Consider the following 16,833-nt stretch of genomic DNA (forward strand, 5'->3'; position numbering starts at 1 on the left):
CACTGAAGTTGGTCAGGACCGCGGTGACTCAGCCTCCGCGAACGTGGCCTCGAGGTCTTCCCCGGCCGAGGTCAGGTGGTCGAGCACGGTGCGTACAGCGAATCGGGCGTGGCGGTCCGGGCGTGCCAACGCGACGATGCTGCGCACCGAGCGAACGCCATCGAGCGGTCGCAGCACGACGCCGGGCCGCGGTCGAGTCGTGAACCGGGGGAGGAGCGCGAGCCCCGAGCCCGCGGCGACGAGCGCCTCGACGAGGCGGTTGTCGCGCAGCCGCTGCACACGTTCGAGGTTCGTGCTCGTCCCATTCTCGACGGCGATCAGGATGCTGTCGAACGGGTAGCCGACGGGCACGCCCACCCACGTCGTGCCGACGAGGTCGTCGGGCGCGAGTCGCTGCTGGGAGGCGAGCGGATGCGTCGAGGGCAGTGCCACGTCGATCGGCTCGCGGGCCAGAACGCGCGTGTGCAGGTGCTCTGCTCCTCTCGGTACGTCACCGGTGAGGCTGTGTCCGATGACGATGTCGGCGTCGAGGGTCCTGGCGGCGTACTCGGACTCGGCGAGGTCGAAGTCGTCGAGTTCGAGGTCGATGGCCGACCCTGCCGTTCGGCGCAGGAGGCCGGGGAAGAGGGCCTCGCTGGCGCTGGGCAGTGCGCCGATCGACACGGTGCCGCTCGGCTCGCCGAGACTCGCCTCGAGCCGTGCCTGCACTTCGGCGAGCGCTCGGCCGACCTCGTCCGCGCCGTCGGCCAGGATCTGCCCGGCAGTCGTGAGCCGCAGGCCGCGGGAGAACGGTTCGACGAGGCGCGCGCCGAACTCCCGCTCGGCGGTCTTCAGCTGCTGCGAGAGGGCGGAAGGCGTGCGGTGCGTGGCCTCCGCGACTGCGGCGAGGGTGCCGCGCATCGACAGCTCCCTGAGCAGCTCGAGGTGCCTGAACTCCATGAAGGGAGCCTACAGGGACACGTCACGCATCAGCACTGGTGCTTCATGGTGGATGCGCCCGACACTGATCTCGTGCCTCCCCGTCATGTCGCCCTCGCCTGCCTCGTCGCGGTTCTCTGGGGCGTGAACTTCCTCGCCATCCACGCATCGCTCGAGCAGTTCCCGCCGTTCTTCCTCATCGCTCTGCGCTTCGGACTGCTCGCGATCCCGACGATCCTGTTCATCCCGCGCCCGAACGTGAAGCTGCGCTGGCTCATCGGCTACGGGCTCGGCTTCGGCACCCTGCAGTTCGTCGGCCTGTACCTGGGCATGGCCGCCGGCTTCCCGACCGGGCTCGCATCGCTCGTGCTGCAGATGTCGGCGCCATTCACGGTGCTGCTCGGCGCGATCTTCCTTCGGGAGAAGCTCACAACCCGTCGCGTGGTCGGCATCGCGCTCGCGGTGGCAGGCCTCCTCCTGGTGGGCGTGGCACGCGGCGGCTCCGGCAGCTGGTGGCCGTTCCTGCTCGTCGTCATCGGGGCGTTCGGCTGGGCGATCGGCAACATCTCTAGCCGCCTGGCCGAGCCGCCGAAGCCGCTGCACCTGACGATGTGGATGGCCGTGGTGCCGCCCATCCCGATGCTTGCCGTCTCACTGCTCGTCGAGGGGCCCGAGCAGATCTGGGCGTCGCTCGCGACGGCCTGGACCGTCGCCGCCGTCCCCGCCTGGGTCGGCCTCGTCTACACGATCGTGCTTGGCACGGTGCTCGGATCCGGCATCTGGGTGTGGCTCATGAAACGCCACCCGGCCGGCGTCGTCGCGCCGTTCTCGATGCTCGTGCCGGTCGTCGGCATCTCCACGGCGTGGCTGGTGCTGGGGGAGCGCCCCGGCCCGCTGGAGCTCGTCGGCGGCGCGGTTGTGCTGTTCGGAGTGCTGTGGGCGAGCAGGATGCCCGCCGCGGCGCTCGTGCCTGCCCCGGTACCGAGCGCGCCTGACGCGCCGCTCGCTGAGCCGCCCATCCCGGACTCACCCAGACTCGAGGCCCCCGCGCCTCGCTAGAAGCACACGGGGAATGCAAGTTCCAGGCACTGGGAACCGGCATCTCCCGTGTGAATGCGGCCGGACGCTCTCTGGAGGGGACGTGCGGCCCAACGACGAAGGCCCCGAGTCCTCAGGACTCGGGGCCTTCAACATGGGGTGAGTAACGGGGCTTGAACCCGCGGCCTCCTAGACCACAACCAGGCGCTCTACCAGCTGAGCTATACCCACCATGTCTGCCGCCTGCGTGCTCTCGCTCGCCTGCGACTACGAGAGTCTATTACAGATTTTGGGCGAAGTCGTTCACCACTTCGGCTGCGACCTCTCGGAGCTCCTCGCTGGTGGGTCCGGGCTCGGGCACGAGCACTGCCTTGCGGTAGTACTTGAGCTCGCGGATCGATTCGAGGATGTCGGCCTTCGCGCGGTGGCCGCCGTCCTTGTCGGGGGAGTGGAAGTAGACGCGGGGGAACCAGCGACGTGACAGCTCCTTGAGCGTGGACACGTCGACGTTGCGGTAGTGCAGGTGCTGGTCGACCTCTGGCATGTACTTCGCGAGGAACATGCGGTCGGTGCCGATCGTGTTGCCAGCGAGCGGTGCCGTGCGGGGCACGGGCACGTGCTTCTTCAGGTACGTGAGGAGCTCAGCGGTGGCCGCCTCGAGTGTGGCGCCGTTCGGGATCTCCTCGATGAGGCCGGACGTCGTGTGCATCTGCGTCACGAACTCGCCCATGTTGGCCATCGCGGCCTCGCTCGCCGAGATGACGATCTCGAAGCCCTCGTCGAGGATGTTCAGATCGCTGTCGGTCACGAAGGCGGCGACCTCGACCAGCTCGTCGATCGACGGGTCGAGGCCAGTCATCTCGCAGTCGATCCAGACGAGACGCTCCTGAGCAATAGCCATGAGGGACATCGTAGTGATTCCCGGGGCCCGTGGCGGCCAGTGGAGCGTTGCGTGGCCCGCTATGCTGGCTGGGATCGCGCCCCAGTAGCTCAGTGGATAGAGCAACGGCCTTCTAATCCGTCGGTCGCAGGTTCGAATCCTGCCTGGGGCACTCTTCTTCGCAGCGCCTCGGCCACCGCCGCCCCCCGATTCCGGAGGCTTCCACGTGATCGTCACCCACCCCACGCCCCAGTTCGTCCGCGGAGCCGCAGAGTTCGAGCAGACCAACAGGGGAGTGCGGCCGCACCGGCTCCCCGCACACGTTCGTGCGCAGTTCCCGGACCCGCAGCTGCTGCTGGTCGAGAGCCAGCCTTCCGGCGTCCGCGTGGTGTCCGATACAACCGCCGAGCGGGTTGAGCTGGAGCTGCTGCCGACCAGGTCCGTCTACACGGGCATCGACCGGCCGCGGGGGCGCGTCGATGTCTTCGTCGACGGCGAGAAGTTCGCGAGCGACGAGCTGACCGGCGGTGATGCCGTCGAGGTCGATCTGCAGACGGGCGCGACGTCGCTCCGCGAGGGGCCATCGCACACGACGACCATCGAGGGTCTTGCACCTGGCGAGACCAAGCGCGTGGAGTTCTGGCTGCCTCACAACGAGTCGGTCGAGCTGATCGAGCTCCGGTCGGACGCGCCTCTCGAGCCCGTGACCGTGTCCGATCGTGTGTGGCTGCACCATGGCAGCTCGATCAGTCACGGCTCGAACGCAACTTCGCCCAGCGATATCTGGCCTGCAGTCGCCGCGCGTCGTGGCGGGGTTGAACTCGTGAACCTCGGGCTCGGCGGCAGCGCGATGGTCGACCCCTTTCTCGCCCGTGTCATGCGCGATACTCGAGCGGACCTGATCAGCGTGAAGCTCGGCATCAACGTCGTGAACGCCGACGCGATGCGCGTGCGGGCGTTCGTGCCGGCCGTCAACGGCTTCCTCGACACGATCCGGGACGGGCACCCCGAGACGCCGATCGTGCTCATCTCGCCCATCTTCTGCGGCATCCACGAGCACACGGCCGGGCCCGGCGCGTTCGATCCCGCATCATTCGCGACCGGCAAGGTCAAGTTCATCGCGACGGGGACGCCGGGAGACGAGTCGCAGGGGCGGCTCACGCTCGGCGTCATTCGGCGCGAGCTCGCGGCCCTGGCGGAGCGTCGCGCATCCGACCCGAATCTCTTCTTCCTCGATGGCACCGAGCTCTACGGCGAGGCGGATGCGCGGCGACTGCCGCTGCCGGACGACCTGCACCCGGGTCCCGAAGCGCACCAGCTCATGGGCGACCGCTTTGCCGACTACGCGTTCGGCCCCAACGGTCCGTTCAGCGCTCGTTCCTGAACCGCCCCGGCCAGGCGTCGAGTCGGGCCTGCGACGATGGAGCATGGACTCCCGACTCCCGATGATCCTCGACGCACTCGCCCTCGCTGAGCGTGATGCGCCCGTCCGGCGACTCATCGACGCCCTCGGTGGCGAGAAGTTCACGGCCACCGAGGGATCCTTCGGCGAGCCGGCCGTGCTGTCCCGCCGCGTGCGCTTCGCGTCGGGTGCCGAGCTCATCCTGCACGACGACGCGTTGGTCGTTGTCGTCCTGCACACGGTGCCGACGTCGTCGGAGACCAGCGCTGTCAATCTCTCCGAGTGGATCCCCGGCGCCACCAACGCGGCGACCCTCGACGACGTCAAGAAGGTGATGAACGGGCGCCGCCGCTTCGCCGGCTTCGGCACGCCGTACTTCGAACTCGACGGCGGATACGCGCGAGCCGAGTTCAAGGACCATCGCGGCTGGAACGACCCGGGCAACCTCGAGAGCCTCGTGTTCACGGTCGAGCAGCCGGGGCTCACCTGCCGCCCCGAGGACGACAACTGCCCGGCTTGCAGTCAGCTCCTGGTGCGCGACGAAACCGAGAAGCTCGACGTCGAGGCGACGGTGCATGCGATCACGGATGCGGCGGCGTCGGGAGTCCTCAAGGAAGACGTCAGCTGGGTCAGCATCCGTGACCTGTTGCCCCTCCACGCGTCGGGTCTCATGAAGCGCGTCGAGAGTCAGCTCACGTGCCAGACGTGCCGGCGCATCCTCTGCATCGCACTCGAGTACGGTGTCGGACCGACCGTCTCCCACCTCGCGCTCAACGAGGCCAGGCAGCACCGGCTCGGCCCGATTCCGCCGGTCGAGGAATGGGGCGACGACGCCCGCGTCGCCGAAGAGCGCGACGCCATGCACTACGTCGACCACGAGCCGGGGCGCTGGTTCCTCGTCGAACAGGCCGGCCAGCTTTTCCTCGACGCCAGGTACGTGGTCACGAACATGGTCGACGACTCCGCGCTGCTGCAGCTCGACGCGGCGGAGGCCGCACAGTATCGGACGGTCGGCCGCGCGTTTCTCGCGGACCTGGCGGAGCGCATCCACGACGGGTCTCCCCATCGCGAAGAGTCGCCGTTCTTCTCCCGCGACCTCAAGCGGGGACCGGAGGGCGCTGCATACCGAGAGGCCGTGAGCAAGGCGATTGTGAACCACACGTGGCTGGCCCGGCAGCGATCAGTTTCCTGACGAGCCCGAGGCCCCTGAACTCTGGAGCATGCGCTCGCGCAGCGTGTCGTAGATCGGCGCGGACCTCACGAGCGAGGCGGCCAGGACCGCAGCACCGGCCGCTGCGAGCATCGGTACCGCGGTCGCTGTGATCGCGGTCATCTCGACGACGAGAACCACACCAGTGAGCGGGGCGCGGACGGTTGCCGCGAAGAAAGCCGCCATACCGACGATCGCCATGGGCACCCCCACGTCGTGACCGGGGAGCACCGCCTCGACGAGACGCGCGAAGATCAGCCCCCAGAGCGCACCTACGGCCAGCAGCGGCGCGAACAGGCCACCGGGAGTGCCCGCCGCGTAGGACAGCGGCCCGGCCACGAAGCGGATGCACACGTACATGAGCAGCAGTGGCACAGCGAAGGCACTGCCCCCGAGGACCAGCTGCGTCACGGGGTCGCCGCCGCCGGCGAGGAGCGGATCGAGGGCAAGAGTGAGCCCGACGACAGCACCGATGACCGCGGCCTTCACGATCTGCGGCACTCGAGACGCGAACGCCACCAGGTCCAGCGCGCGAACCACCAGCACGTTATACAGCGCCCCAAGCAGCCCCGTCAGGAGGCCGAAGATGACGAACACCGGCAGCAGCTCAAGGCCTGGTGCCTGCACCGCGTGAACATCGAAGTCGGGCCGGTCGCCGAGGATCAGGTGAGAGGTGCCGACGGCTGAGGCCACGCCCAGCAGCGTCGGCAGCACGATGCGTGGGCGAAAGGACTTCGTGACCTCCTCGAACACGAACAGCGCACCACCGATCGGCGCGGTGAACGCGACGGCCAGGCCGGCCCCCGCGATCGACGTCTGGAGCAGGCGCACATCCTCGTCGCTGCGGCCCGCCCGCCGCCCTGCCTCGGCCCCGAGGACCGCGCCCATGTGCACGCTCGGTCCTTCCCTGCCCAGCACGAGACCAGAACCGATCGCGAGCAGTCCACCAGCGAACTTCGCGGGCAGGACACGGAGCGGGGGAGCCTCGAGGTCTCCGCGGTTCACCGCCTCGACGTCCTGGATGCCGCTGCCGATCGCCCGCGGGACGAGGGCGACGATGGCGGCAGCCAGCGCCGCGCCCGCCGCCGTCGTGGCGACGGGTACCAGCCAGCCGGGGCCGTCGATCGCAGCCGCCCAGTGCAGGAGATCCGTGCGCAGGTCACCCGCTCGCTCCAGACACCACCGGAATGCACCCCCGACGAGCCCGGTGGCTGCCCCCGCGATCACCGCAAGGACGCCCATCACGGCAATCCCCGGGAGGGGACGCGGCGGGTCGAGCTCCTGGGACGGTGACCGAGGGCGCGTCATGTCGTTCAGCGTAGGTCGCTACGCGCCGATCGTGCACGCGTTTCACTCCTCTTGTCCTGCAACCCGCACGGGCAGCGAAGATGACACGGAAAGCACCTCACCTGGCACAAATGGTTCGTTCCAAAGCCTTCGTTTCCGGGCGCGCGCTCACTATGCTCGGGCCAAGGACAGCGCCGTCCGGTGCCTCATCACCCCCGCTCCGAGGAGTTGCTATGACTGACACCCCCGACAACCCCCAGCCGATCCGCCCCAGCGATGCGAAGGGGTGGCTCGACCTCGGACCTCGCGACATCTGGCGTGACCGGGAGAACCCCGACATCCTCGTACCACCCGACACCGACAGCGGCACGATGGCCAACATGAAGTTCTCGTTCTCGGATGCGCACCAGCGCCTCGAGCTCGGCGGATGGGCCCGAGAGGTCACGAACCGCGAGATCCCGTCCTCGCTCGACGTCGCGGGCGTGGACATGGCCCTCGAGCCGGGCGCCTACCGCGAGATGCACTGGCACAAGGAAGCAGAGTGGGGTCTCGTCCTCGTCGGCAGCTGCCGCGTGACCGCCCTGGATGAACACGGCCGCTCGTTCATCGACGACGTCAAGGCCGGCGACCTCTGGAACTTCGAGGCGGGACTGCCGCACTCTATCCAGGCGCTCGAAGACGGCGTCGAGTTCCTGCTCGTCTTCAGTGATCCCGATTTCTCCGAGAACTTCACGTTCCTCCTCTCAGACTGGTTCGCGCACACGCCACAGGACATCGTGGCCGCCAACCTCAAGAAGACGGTCGGCGAGATCGCCGTCTTCCCCAAGAAGGAGAAGTACATCTTCCCCGCCGAGGTTCCCGGCCCCATCGCCGAGGTCGACCGTCCGGTGCCAGCAGGCAAGGTTCCGTCCCCGTTCACCCTCCACATGGAGACCATCGAGCCCATCGAGTCGGAAGCGGGGCGCGTGCGCATCGTCGACGTGAACGCCTTCCCGGCCGCCAAGACCATCTCGGCCGCGTTCGTCGAGGTCGAGCCAGGCGGCATGCGCGAACTCCACTGGCACCCGAAGGCCGCCGAGTGGCAGTACTACATCCAAGGCAAGGCGAGGATGTCGATCTTCGACTCCAACGGCCTCGCAAGGACCTTCGACTTCCACGCGGGCGACGTCGGCATCGTGCCCCTGGTCGCCGGGCACTACGTGCAGAACATCGGCGACGAGAAGCTCATCTTTGTCGAGGTGTTCAAGTACCCCGAGTACTCAGACGTCTCGGTGAACAAGTGGCTCGCGTCGAACCCGGCGCAGATCGTGGCCGACCACCTCAACGTCACCACCCAGTTCGTGGAGTCGCTGCCGCTCGACGACAAGCCCGCGCCCGTCATCTGGTACGACCAGTCCAAGATCGAGAAGTAGCCGGCCATGGCGCGCATCCTCATCGTGTTCTCGAGCCTGTTTGGCGCCAACGCGCAGCTCGCGGAACTCGCCGACACGACGCTCACCGCGGCTGGGGTGGAGGTCCGGGTGCGGAGAGTCGCCGAAGTCGCGCTGCCCGGCGACGTCCAGCCGTCAGCCGCGGATGCGCCGCTCGCCGACGGCGCGGATCTCGACTGGGCTGACGGGTACGTGTTCTCTTCGCCCTCCCACACCGGCTTGCCGTCGGCGTCGATCAAGGCCTTCATCGACGAGCACCACGACGCCGCCGTGGCCGGCAGGTTCCTGGACAAGACCTTCACCGCGATGGCCACTTCCGGGTTCGCGCACGCGGGCCAGGAACGTGTTGTCGACGACCTCAACGCGGTCGCAGCCGCGTGGGGATGCGTCATCGTCCCGCCGAGCACCGCCAACCCGATCATCAACAAGATCAACGGCAACCCCTACGGGCTGAGCTTCGTCCTCGAGCACGGCAAGCTCGCTGACCGCAAGCTCGCAGAAGAAGCGATCGGGGCGCACCTCGCCCGCTTCGCCGCCGTCACCGCCGCCATCGCCACCCTGAGTGAACGCCCGGCACCGTCTGGTCAGCGGAAACCCCCACCAACCGCCGCCGACGTCTTCTCCTGAGGAGACCGAAGTCCGCGTCGACCTTGTAAAGGAACTCGACTGTGTCAGAGACTCCAGAAACTGCAAAGCACCCAACCGATGCGGTGATCCCGCCGCATCGCTTCCCCCTCATGGAACTGAGCTCGGTCGGGTTCCTGCTCGCCATCGCCGCTGGCTCGATGAATGCCTGGTCGCTGGCGAACGCCGGGACGTTTTCCACCGTGCAATCGGGCAACATCATCTCCGTCGGCTACTGGCTCATCCAGGGCGACATCGCGAAGATCGTGTTCCCCCTCGCCGCGATCCTCGCCTTCGGACTCGGGTCCGCGGCCTGCGGAGTCCTCATGACGGCGTTCCAGCGGAGCGGCCGGGTCTACACGCCGGGCGTACTCCTCACGGGAACGGTGCTGCTGGTGCTGCTCGGCATCCTCGCCTTCGTGTTCGTCGGAGATGGGGATGGACGCGCGGCAGGCATCGACCTGACCGCCGACCACTCGGCGGTTGCCAGCTTCATCGCGCTCGGGATCAGCTTCGTGGCCGGCGCTCAAGGCAACGCCTTCCACAAGAACCGGGGCATGCTGTACGGCAACGTGGCAGTCACCTTCGTGGTGCAGATGGCGTTCAACTTCCTCGTGCAGGCGGCGTTCAAACGGGAGGGAATCAACGGTTCCACGAACCTCAGGTGGTCAGGGGTCTTCTTCCTGACCCTCCTCGGTTTCTCGGGGGGCGCCGCGATCGGCTTCGCCGCCGACCACTTCCTGGCGAACGGAGCCTCGATCTTCGTGCCGGCTGTCATCCTGCTTGTGCTGGCCCTCGTAGCATTGGGGCGCCGGTCGAAGAACGTCGACCCGACCCCGGGAGGGAGCTTCGCGTGACCGCCACCCAGCCGCTTGCCGACCTTGCGTTGACCACCTGGTCCGCGCCGAATCCATTCGGGGAGCCGACCGCGTTCGTGCTGGCGCACCCGCTTGCGCCGCAGGACCGGCCAGAGGCCGAAGCCGAGAACGTGGGCGTCGAGTCGATCGCCGAACGGCTCGGCATGAAGCGTCTCGACGCCTCCGGCGACATTCTGCCCATCGGCACCGACGTGCTGTTCGCGTCCCTCCGTGCACTCAAGGTCGAGCTGTGCACCCCACAAGGCGTGTGGCTCGAGCAGTCCGTGAGCGACGAGTGGACCGGGCACGCCGTCGGCCGGCGCTACATCGTGCTGGCTGTGGGGGCGCAGCCGCTGCCCCTCGACGCCGATGCGCATGCCATCTCCGCGTACCTGCGCCAGGCAGACGGCATCCATGCGGCGCTCGTGAAGATCAGGGTGCGCTTCGAGCAGAGCTGACGCTCACGATCAGCTGCCGGGGTTCGGCATCGCGGATGCCCCGACGCGCAGGGCACCCTCGAGGGCTTCGAGCACATCCCACCCGGCTGACGCGGGGGGTCGCTTCGGCTCGGGGAGGACGGCACGTGCGGCTTCTGCTCCGACGAGGATGCGCAGCTGGCTCGCGGTGATGGCGAAGTCGAGACCGTTGGGAACGTCGTAGCCTCGCTCGCGGACGATGCCTTCGTCGTCGCCGAGCACCCCCACGCTCAGCGCGAGCAGGCGACGCTCGCCGCCTTCGTAGACCTCGCTGCTGGAGTGGCTCCAGTTGCGCATGACGGCGGTCGGGGCGGCGAGCTCGGCCAGGGCGGGAATGCTCTCGGTGTCGATGTGTCGGGATTCGCCCGGCGCGAGGTCCGCGGCGATCTGCGCGGCCGCGGTGCCTGGAGGCGAGGCTGCGCCGAGCGCGGCGGTGAGACGGACACGCAGTGCCGTCCGGTTCGTGAGCACCAGCTCTTGGTCGGTGAGGCTCGCGTGGATGATGTCCGAGGCTCGAATGTGGGCCTGACCCGAGGTCGCCTGGACCGCCGGAACGCTGGGTGCCTGGGACTTCGGCTCACGTTCCGGAGGTGCATCTGTCGCAGGTGCGAGCGAGTGCCGCACGCCGATCGCGAGTTCGACCATCGCACCGAGCTGCGCTGCGACCGCGGCGCCGAGCAGAGCGTGCGCTCTGTCGAGCACGAGGAACTGGTCGGCGTCCTGATGGTCGAGGACGGCCTGGGGGAGCGTCGGGCTGCTCGGATCGATGCCGTACACGATGACCGAGGGGCGGCTCGGCAAGCTCCTCAGCGCGCGGTCGAGGTCGGGGCTCGTGCGTTCCGACCACCCAGAGGCCGCCGACCTCGAGCGGGCCCTCGCGGGCGCCACCGAAGAGGTCGCCGAGCCGGACTGGCCGCGCGCGTTGAGGTGCTCGACGGGCCGACCGCTGGCCGCGGACAGGCCCGCGGCGAGGTGGACCTCGTACGAGGTGACGGATTCCGCCGGCGACAGGACGGCGATCGGTCCACCGCCGACCTCGTCGGTGGCGGGGATCACGAGGACGGTCGCGGGAGCGCTCGAATCCGCCAGCGCCTGCCGGATCACCTCGCGCAGGCTGGCATCCCGCAGTCGAGCGTCGGACGGGCACTCGAGGACGCGCGCCAGAGCGCGGTTGTCCTGGGTGTCCGCGCGAGCGCTGAGGTGGAGGCCGAGGCTCGCGAGGCGTGCCGAGGCGACGTCAGAGAGCCCTGTCGTCGGGTCGGAAGCCACACGCAGTCCCATCGCGCCAGTCTAGGTCCGCGGTGTCCGCGATCACAGCTTCGCCAGCACCGTCGGGATGAGGATGGGCGCGTTGATGAGCAGGTGCAGCAGCATCGTCGCGACGAGGTTGCGACGGATGAGCGTGAACGCCACGAGTGCCAGCGACCCGACGAGCTGGTGGAAGAGCCAGCTCGGCCCGAAGAAGACGACGTGGGGCGCGATGAAGATCGCCAGGCTGACGGCTGCCCCGATCCACCTCGACCGCATGAGCGAGCCAAGTCGCTCCTGCAGGTAGCCGCGGTAGACGACCTCCTCGGTGATGGCCGCCGTGATGATGAGCAGGACGACGCCGGTGACGCTCATGCTCGAGATGGTGCCCACACCGTCGTTGTCCTCCTGAGGGGCGATGAGGCTGGCGATCCACGACCAGGTCATGACGCCGCCGAAGACGTAGAACGCCCACTCGATGTCCTTGCCCGTCGGCTTCGTGATGAGCAGAGAGGCGAGGCCGCGCCGCTCTCCCCAGATGACGAGGGCGATCACGAGCAGGGCGCCCGCCCACTTCCAGGGGTTGCCCGAGGCGGGGCCTTCGAGACCGAAGCGCAGGTCGAAGCCGCCGATCTCACCGGCGGGAGGGCCGTTGAAGAGGAACCAGAAGATCAGGAGGCCGACGACGAAGAGCCAGCCGTCTCGTGCTCGTGGCGGGAACGCGGGCGTGCCGATGCTGACGCGTCTCACGGGCTCCACGACTTGCTGGGATGCTGTTTCGGCCATGCTCTAGAGTAAGCACTCTAGAGTGATTGCTCTAGAGCCGATTCGAGATGCAGGCAGCGAGGTCCGACGTGGCGGCACGAACAGGCGAGGGGCGAGCGGCGATCGTCGGAGCCGGCTACCAGCTCATCTCCGAGCTCGGCTACGCGGGTGCCACGACGGCACGCATCTGTGCCCGCGCCGGCGTCTCCTCCGGCACCTTCTTCCACTACTTCCCGACGAAGATCGACCTGCTCGTCGGCATCCTGCAGGCGGATTCGGCCGACGCGGCCCTCCGCGCGGACGCCCTCGCAGACGCGGCGGCCGACAGCGCACCGACCGCATTGCGCGACTGGCTTGACGCGCTCCTGGAAGAGTCTGCCGACCCCCACCTCGCCGGCTTCGTGGCGGCGCTCGGTGCCGCGCCGACTGATGCCCGCGTGGAAGGGCTGCTGGCCGACGCCGCCTCGCTCCAGCACCGGGCTCTCACGGCGATCATCTCCGCGGGGCAGGAACAGGGAGACTGGCGCTCCGATCTCACCGCCGAACGCCTCGCGCTGTGGGTCGCCGTGGTCGCCGATGGGGTTCTGTCGCGCAGCGTCGAGGACCCGAGCTTCGACGCCGCAGCAGCCGCGAGCGAACTCGGCGACCTGCTCGCGAGGTACCTCGCACCCTGAACGCGACCCCGACGCAATTCGACGCGTGGCGGAGAGAGTCCCGCAGCTCTGGAAGAATGGCCGTCGTGACGAGCTTCGACGCCGCAGGTCTCCACGAATCCGCCCCCACCGCGAACGACGCCGATCGGCGCGCCTCAGGCCACAGCTTGGAGCGCGATCCGGGCATGCCGACGAGCACCTGGCGCCTGCGCAGCGACGCGTGGGAGTACCTGCGCTTCGCGATCAAGCGCCTCGAATCCGGGCACGAGACCGAGAGCATCCTGGATGCGGATGGCGAGATCTCCCGCAACCTGAGGGCTCTTGAGACGCTCGAGCTGTACTGGGCGGGGTTCGGGCAGCGCTACGTCGCCGAGATCCGCGAGGCCCTCGACAAGGGGGAGTACTCGAGTGCGCTGGAGCGCATCGGTCGAGTCGTGAGCCGCCTGCGCGGCACGAGCATCCCCGCCGACCATCGCGACGACCGGCTCGACGAGGCCGAGCGAGCCGAGCTGCAGGATGACTCGGACCCGCGCCCCCGCTTCGAGGTGCTGCTCGTGGATGAGACCACCCCGGCCGACCGTGACGCGCTTCGGGCCGACATCCTCAAGCTCCGCAGCGCGGCGGACGCGTTCGTCTACGACTACGTGATCGTGCCGTCCGCCGACGACGCCGTCGCGGCCGTGCTCACGAACCCGAACATCCTCGCCGTCGTCATCCGGCCCGGCTTCAGCGACCGCAGCCAGCAGCGCCTGAGCCGGGACATGCGCGAGACGATCGACCTCGCGCACGTCGACTCGGCAGGCACGACCGCGACGTCGCGGTCGAGCCTCGCATCCGTGCAGCGAGTCCTGGGCCTCGCCGACACCCTCAACACGCTGCGCCCCGAGCTCGACCTGTACCTCGTCGCCGGTGCGCACATCGAGGACCTCGCCGGCGTGCTCACGCGCCGCTTCCGTCGCGTGTTCCTGCGCGAGGATCAGCTCGAGCTGCACCTGTCGCTGCTGCGCCGCGTCTCGCACCTCTACGACACGCCCTTCTTCACCGCCATCCAGGAGCACGCCCGCCGCCCGGCCGGAGTCTTCCACGCCCTGCCCATCTCGCGCGGCGGTTCGGTCGTGACGTCGAAGTGGATCACCGACCTCGTCGACTTCTACGGGCTGAACCTGCTGCTCGCCGAGACGAGCGCAACGTCCGGCGGCCTCGACTCGCTGCTCGCTCCCGTCGGTGCGATCAAGAAGTCGCAGGAGCTCGCGGCCCGCGCGTTCGGCGCGAAGCACACGTTCTTCGTCACGAACGGCACCTCAACGGCCAACAAGATCGTGCACCAGGCGCTCGTCTCACCCGGCGACATCGTGCTCGTCGACCGCAACTGCCACAAGTCGCACCACCACGCCCTCATGCTCACCGGCGCGCGCACCGCGTACCTCGAGGCGTACCCGCTCAACGAGTTCGCGTTCTACGGGGCGGTGCCGCTCGACCGCATCAAGCAGCTGCTCCTCGACTACCGAGCCGCCGGCCGCCTCGACGAGGTGCGCCTCGTGACCCTCACGAACTGCACCTTCGACGGCATCGTCTACGACCCGGAGCGGGTCATGGCCGAGTGCCTCGCGATCAAACCTGACCTGGTGTTCCTGTGGGACGAGGCGTGGTTCGCGTTCGCCGCGTTCCACCCCATCACCCGCCGACGCACCGCGATGGCGGCGGCCAAGCACCTCGAGGAGCGGCTCGCGTCGAGCGCCCACGCGACGGCGTACCAGGAGCAGCGGGCCCGACTCTTCGACTCTGAGACGGGGGAGCCCGCATCGGACGACGTGTGGCTCGCCGAGCGGCTCCTGCCTTTCCCGGACGCGCGCATCCGCGTCTACGCGACCCAGTCGACCCACAAGACCCTCACCGCGCTGCGGCAGGGGTCGATGATCCACGTCTACGACAAGGACTGGTACCGGGAGGCGGAGGAGCCGTTCCACGAGGCGTACATGACGCACACCTCGACGTCGCCGAACTACCAGATCCTCGCCTCGCTCGACCTCGGCAGGCGTCAGGTCGAACTCGAGGGCTTCGAGCTCGTCCAGCGCCAGCTCGACCTGGCGACGAGCATCGCGCAGGCCATCGCCCGGCACCCGCTGCTGCGCCGCACCTTCCGGGTGCTCTCCGGCCACGACCTCATCCCGGCCGAGAACCGCGCGAGCTCGCGTCCCATGCCGCACCGCGACGGATTCTCGACGATGTGGCAGGCGTGGGAGGAAGACGAGTTCGTCGTCGACCCGAGCCGCATCACGGTCGAGATCTCACGCACGGGAGTCGACGGGGACACGTTCAAGCACGAGCACCTCATGGACCGCTACGGCATCCAGGTCAACAAGACGAGCCGCAACACGGTGCTCTTCATGACCAACATCGGCACCTCCCGCAGCTCCGTCGGCTACCTCATCGAGGTGCTCGTGAAGCTCGCGGAGCGCTTCGAGGAGGAGGCGCAGGCGCGAGAGATCGACGGCGAGCGCCCCGCGCCCGCCCCCATGCCGCCGCTGCCCGACTTCAGCGCGTTCGCGCCCGACTACGCGTCCGCGGATGGGCTGCCGGACGGCGACCTTCGCACCGCGTTCTTCCGCGGTCAGCGGCGCGCGAACATCGAGCACCTCAGCCACGCCCAGCTCACCGAACGCGTGGCGGGCGGCGCCAGGCCCGTCTCCGCCGGATTCGTGACCCCGTACCCGCCCGGGTTCCCCGTGCTCGTGCCCGGGCAGCTCGTCACCGACGAGGTGCTCGACTTCATGGCCGTGCTCGACACTCGCGAGATCCACGGCTACGACCCGCTACGCGGCTATCGCATCCTGCGCGAAGACTGATCTCCGGCCGAGTCTGCGGCGGCGAGGGCCTCGTCGTCGGCTCGCTCGTCGAACGCGTCACGCGAGACGAGTACCTCCTCGATATGGGCTTCCGCCCAGACCTGGAGCGCGAGGAGCGGTTCCTCGAGACTCGCTCCGAGCGGCGTGAGTGCGTAGACGCGGTGCCCCGCGTGCTCGGCGCGCTCTAGCATCCCGTCGCGTTCGAGCGAGCGAAGCGTGTCGACCAGCACCTTCTTCGAGATGCCCTCGATCGTGCGATGCAATTCGCTGAAGCGCTTCGGCTCGTTCGAGAGCGTGATGACGATCATCGCCGTCCACTTGTTCGCGATCTGTGCGAGCGAGGTGCGTGACGGGCAGGTCGCGGAGAAGACGTTCCACTTCGGGCTCATGAAGACCTCTCGGTGCGGGGTGATGGCGAACCTCGGGATGCAGATGGTCACGGTGAAGTGACCACCGCCTGCTGCGTAGAACTGGAAGCACACCACACATCGAGAGGAACACCATCATGAACGCAATCGAGACCTTCACGACGTACGACACGAGCCTCGCAGCAGGCGACCTCCCCGCCGTTGCCGCCATGCTCGCCCCTGACGTGATCTGGCACCAGCCCGGTGGCAACCCGTTGTCTGGCCGCAAGGTCGGGCCGGAGGGTGTGCTCGCCCACCTCGGTCGATTCTTCGAGCTCAGCGGCGGAACCTTCCGTCTCGTGACGAGGACGGCGGTCGCGAACGGTGACCTCGTCGTGGCGACCGTCGAGTTCTCGGCCCAGAGAGAGGGGCGCACGCCTCTTGCGCAGTCGGGCATCGACGTCTTCAGGATCGCCGACGGGCTCATAGCCGAGGTCTGGCTCTTCAGCGAGGACCAGGCTGCTGAAGACGAGTTCTGGTCGTGATGCTCGTCTGACGGTGGCGGGAATACCTGCTGGGGGTATACGGTTGCATCTGCCGTACATACCCCCAGGGGGCACTGCCCTCGGCAAGGAGATCACCATGACCAGCACCACCTATCTCGTCACCGGCATGACCTGCGGCCACTGCGAGAGCGCCGTCGCTCAGGAGGTCAGCGAGTTGGCAGGCGTCGAAGGCGTCGCCGTCTCTGCTGACACCGGCACGCTCGTCGTCGAGAGCACCGCACCCCTCGACGACGCGTTGGTCATCGCCGCGGTCGACGAGGCCGGTTACACCGCAGCCAAGGCCTGA

At 68.4% G+C, this 16,833-nt stretch carries 17 protein-coding genes and 2 tRNA genes; 12 read left to right on the forward strand and 7 right to left on the reverse strand.

Going from position 1 to position 16,833, the window contains the following annotated elements:
- Nucleotides 1-12 precede the first annotated feature (12 nt).
- Nucleotides 13-939, reverse strand: coding sequence for a LysR family transcriptional regulator (locus C5B97_RS06920; RefSeq protein WP_104311386.1), 927 nt, complete (start codon nt 937-939; stop codon nt 13-15).
- Between the two features lie 72 nt (nt 940-1,011).
- On the opposite strand from C5B97_RS06920, the gene C5B97_RS06925 reads away from it, so the two are divergent.
- On the forward strand, nt 1,012-1,977 hold the full coding sequence (locus tag C5B97_RS06925; RefSeq protein ID WP_104311554.1) for an EamA family transporter: 966 nt from the start codon (nt 1,012-1,014) through the stop codon (nt 1,975-1,977).
- A gap of 134 nt (nt 1,978-2,111) precedes the next feature.
- On the opposite strand, the gene C5B97_RS06930 is transcribed toward C5B97_RS06925, so the two are convergent.
- Both C5B97_RS06930 and orn read right to left on the reverse strand, forming a co-directional pair.
- Nucleotides 2,112-2,187: transfer RNA gene (locus tag C5B97_RS06930), tRNA-His, on the reverse strand.
- 49 nt (nt 2,188-2,236) lie between these two features.
- Nucleotides 2,237-2,857, reverse strand: coding sequence for an oligoribonuclease (gene orn, locus C5B97_RS06935; protein ID WP_181026934.1), 621 nt, complete (start codon nt 2,855-2,857; stop codon nt 2,237-2,239).
- 78 nt (nt 2,858-2,935) lie between these two features.
- On the opposite strand from orn, the gene C5B97_RS06940 reads away from it, so the two are divergent.
- The 3 genes from C5B97_RS06940 (at nt 2,936) to C5B97_RS06950 (ending at nt 5,430) form a co-directional block, all read left to right on the forward strand.
- Nucleotides 2,936-3,008 (forward strand) — tRNA-Arg (locus C5B97_RS06940).
- 54 nt (nt 3,009-3,062) lie between these two features.
- Nucleotides 3,063-4,220, forward strand: a complete 1,158-nt coding sequence (locus C5B97_RS06945) for a GDSL-type esterase/lipase family protein (protein WP_104311388.1) — start codon at nt 3,063-3,065, stop codon at nt 4,218-4,220.
- A gap of 43 nt (nt 4,221-4,263) precedes the next feature.
- Entirely contained in the window at nt 4,264-5,430 is a 1,167-nt protein-coding gene (locus tag C5B97_RS06950) for a hypothetical protein (protein ID WP_104311389.1), read from the forward strand.
- Here the strand turns inward: C5B97_RS06950 and C5B97_RS06955 are convergent.
- Nucleotides 5,419-6,756, reverse strand: coding sequence for a ClC family H(+)/Cl(-) exchange transporter (locus C5B97_RS06955; RefSeq protein ID WP_104311390.1), 1,338 nt, complete (start codon nt 6,754-6,756; stop codon nt 5,419-5,421). The two genes, C5B97_RS06950 and C5B97_RS06955, sit on opposite strands and share 12 nt — an antisense overlap.
- A 212-nt stretch (nt 6,757-6,968) precedes the next feature.
- Between C5B97_RS06955 and C5B97_RS06960 the strand changes: the two genes are divergently transcribed.
- The 4 genes from C5B97_RS06960 to C5B97_RS06975 are packed head-to-tail and all read left to right on the forward strand — an operon-like array spanning nt 6,969 to nt 10,104.
- Nucleotides 6,969-8,147, forward strand: a complete 1,179-nt coding sequence (locus tag C5B97_RS06960) for a cupin domain-containing protein (RefSeq protein WP_104311391.1) — start codon at nt 6,969-6,971, stop codon at nt 8,145-8,147.
- Nucleotides 8,148-8,153: 6 nt separating this feature from the next.
- Complete coding sequence (locus C5B97_RS06965) at nt 8,154-8,792, forward strand: flavodoxin family protein (RefSeq protein WP_104311392.1); 639 nt, start codon at nt 8,154-8,156, stop codon at nt 8,790-8,792.
- A 41-nt stretch (nt 8,793-8,833) separates the two neighbouring features.
- The gene (locus C5B97_RS06970; RefSeq protein ID WP_146080751.1) at nt 8,834-9,646 is read left to right on the forward strand and encodes a DUF1275 family protein; all 813 of its coding nucleotides are present in this window, start codon (nt 8,834-8,836) and stop codon (nt 9,644-9,646) included.
- The gene (locus tag C5B97_RS06975) at nt 9,643-10,104 is read left to right on the forward strand and encodes a hypothetical protein (protein WP_104311394.1); all 462 of its coding nucleotides are present in this window, start codon (nt 9,643-9,645) and stop codon (nt 10,102-10,104) included. Before C5B97_RS06970 ends, C5B97_RS06975 begins: the two co-directional genes overlap by 4 nt.
- Before the next feature lie 9 nt (nt 10,105-10,113).
- On the opposite strand, the gene C5B97_RS06980 is transcribed toward C5B97_RS06975, so the two are convergent.
- Nucleotides 10,114-11,403, reverse strand: a complete 1,290-nt coding sequence (locus C5B97_RS06980; RefSeq protein WP_146080752.1) for a hypothetical protein — start codon at nt 11,401-11,403, stop codon at nt 10,114-10,116.
- A 30-nt stretch (nt 11,404-11,433) separates the two neighbouring features.
- Nucleotides 11,434-12,156 carry a CPBP family intramembrane glutamic endopeptidase gene (locus tag C5B97_RS06985; protein ID WP_104311396.1) on the reverse strand — a complete coding sequence of 241 codons (723 nt, stop codon included), beginning with the start codon at nt 12,154-12,156 and terminating at the stop codon, nt 11,434-11,436.
- Nucleotides 12,157-12,224: 68 nt separating this feature from the next.
- Between C5B97_RS06985 and C5B97_RS06990 the strand changes: the two genes are divergently transcribed.
- The gene (locus C5B97_RS06990; RefSeq protein ID WP_181026935.1) at nt 12,225-12,809 is read left to right on the forward strand and encodes a TetR/AcrR family transcriptional regulator; all 585 of its coding nucleotides are present in this window, start codon (nt 12,225-12,227) and stop codon (nt 12,807-12,809) included.
- 164 nt (nt 12,810-12,973) lie between these two features.
- On the forward strand, nt 12,974-15,634 hold the full coding sequence (locus C5B97_RS06995) for an aminotransferase class I/II-fold pyridoxal phosphate-dependent enzyme (RefSeq protein WP_258068069.1): 2,661 nt from the start codon (nt 12,974-12,976) through the stop codon (nt 15,632-15,634).
- Here C5B97_RS06995 and C5B97_RS07000 read toward each other — a convergent pair.
- Entirely contained in the window at nt 15,610-16,074 is a 465-nt protein-coding gene (locus C5B97_RS07000; RefSeq protein ID WP_258068058.1) for a helix-turn-helix domain-containing protein, read from the reverse strand. The genes C5B97_RS06995 and C5B97_RS07000 overlap by 25 nt on opposite strands.
- 65 nt (nt 16,075-16,139) lie before the next feature.
- Here C5B97_RS07000 and C5B97_RS07005 point away from each other — a divergent pair, with 65 nt between their 5' ends.
- Together C5B97_RS07005 and C5B97_RS07010 are read left to right on the forward strand one after the other, a co-directional pair.
- Nucleotides 16,140-16,526, forward strand: a complete 387-nt coding sequence (locus C5B97_RS07005) for a nuclear transport factor 2 family protein (protein WP_104311399.1) — start codon at nt 16,140-16,142, stop codon at nt 16,524-16,526.
- A 97-nt stretch (nt 16,527-16,623) separates the two neighbouring features.
- Complete coding sequence (locus C5B97_RS07010; RefSeq protein ID WP_104311400.1) at nt 16,624-16,833, forward strand: heavy-metal-associated domain-containing protein; 210 nt, start codon at nt 16,624-16,626, stop codon at nt 16,831-16,833.

Origin of the sequence: Pseudoclavibacter sp. RFBB5 (genome assembly GCF_002931555.1) — a bacterium.
Taxonomy (GTDB): domain Bacteria; phylum Actinomycetota; class Actinomycetes; order Actinomycetales; family Microbacteriaceae; genus Pseudoclavibacter.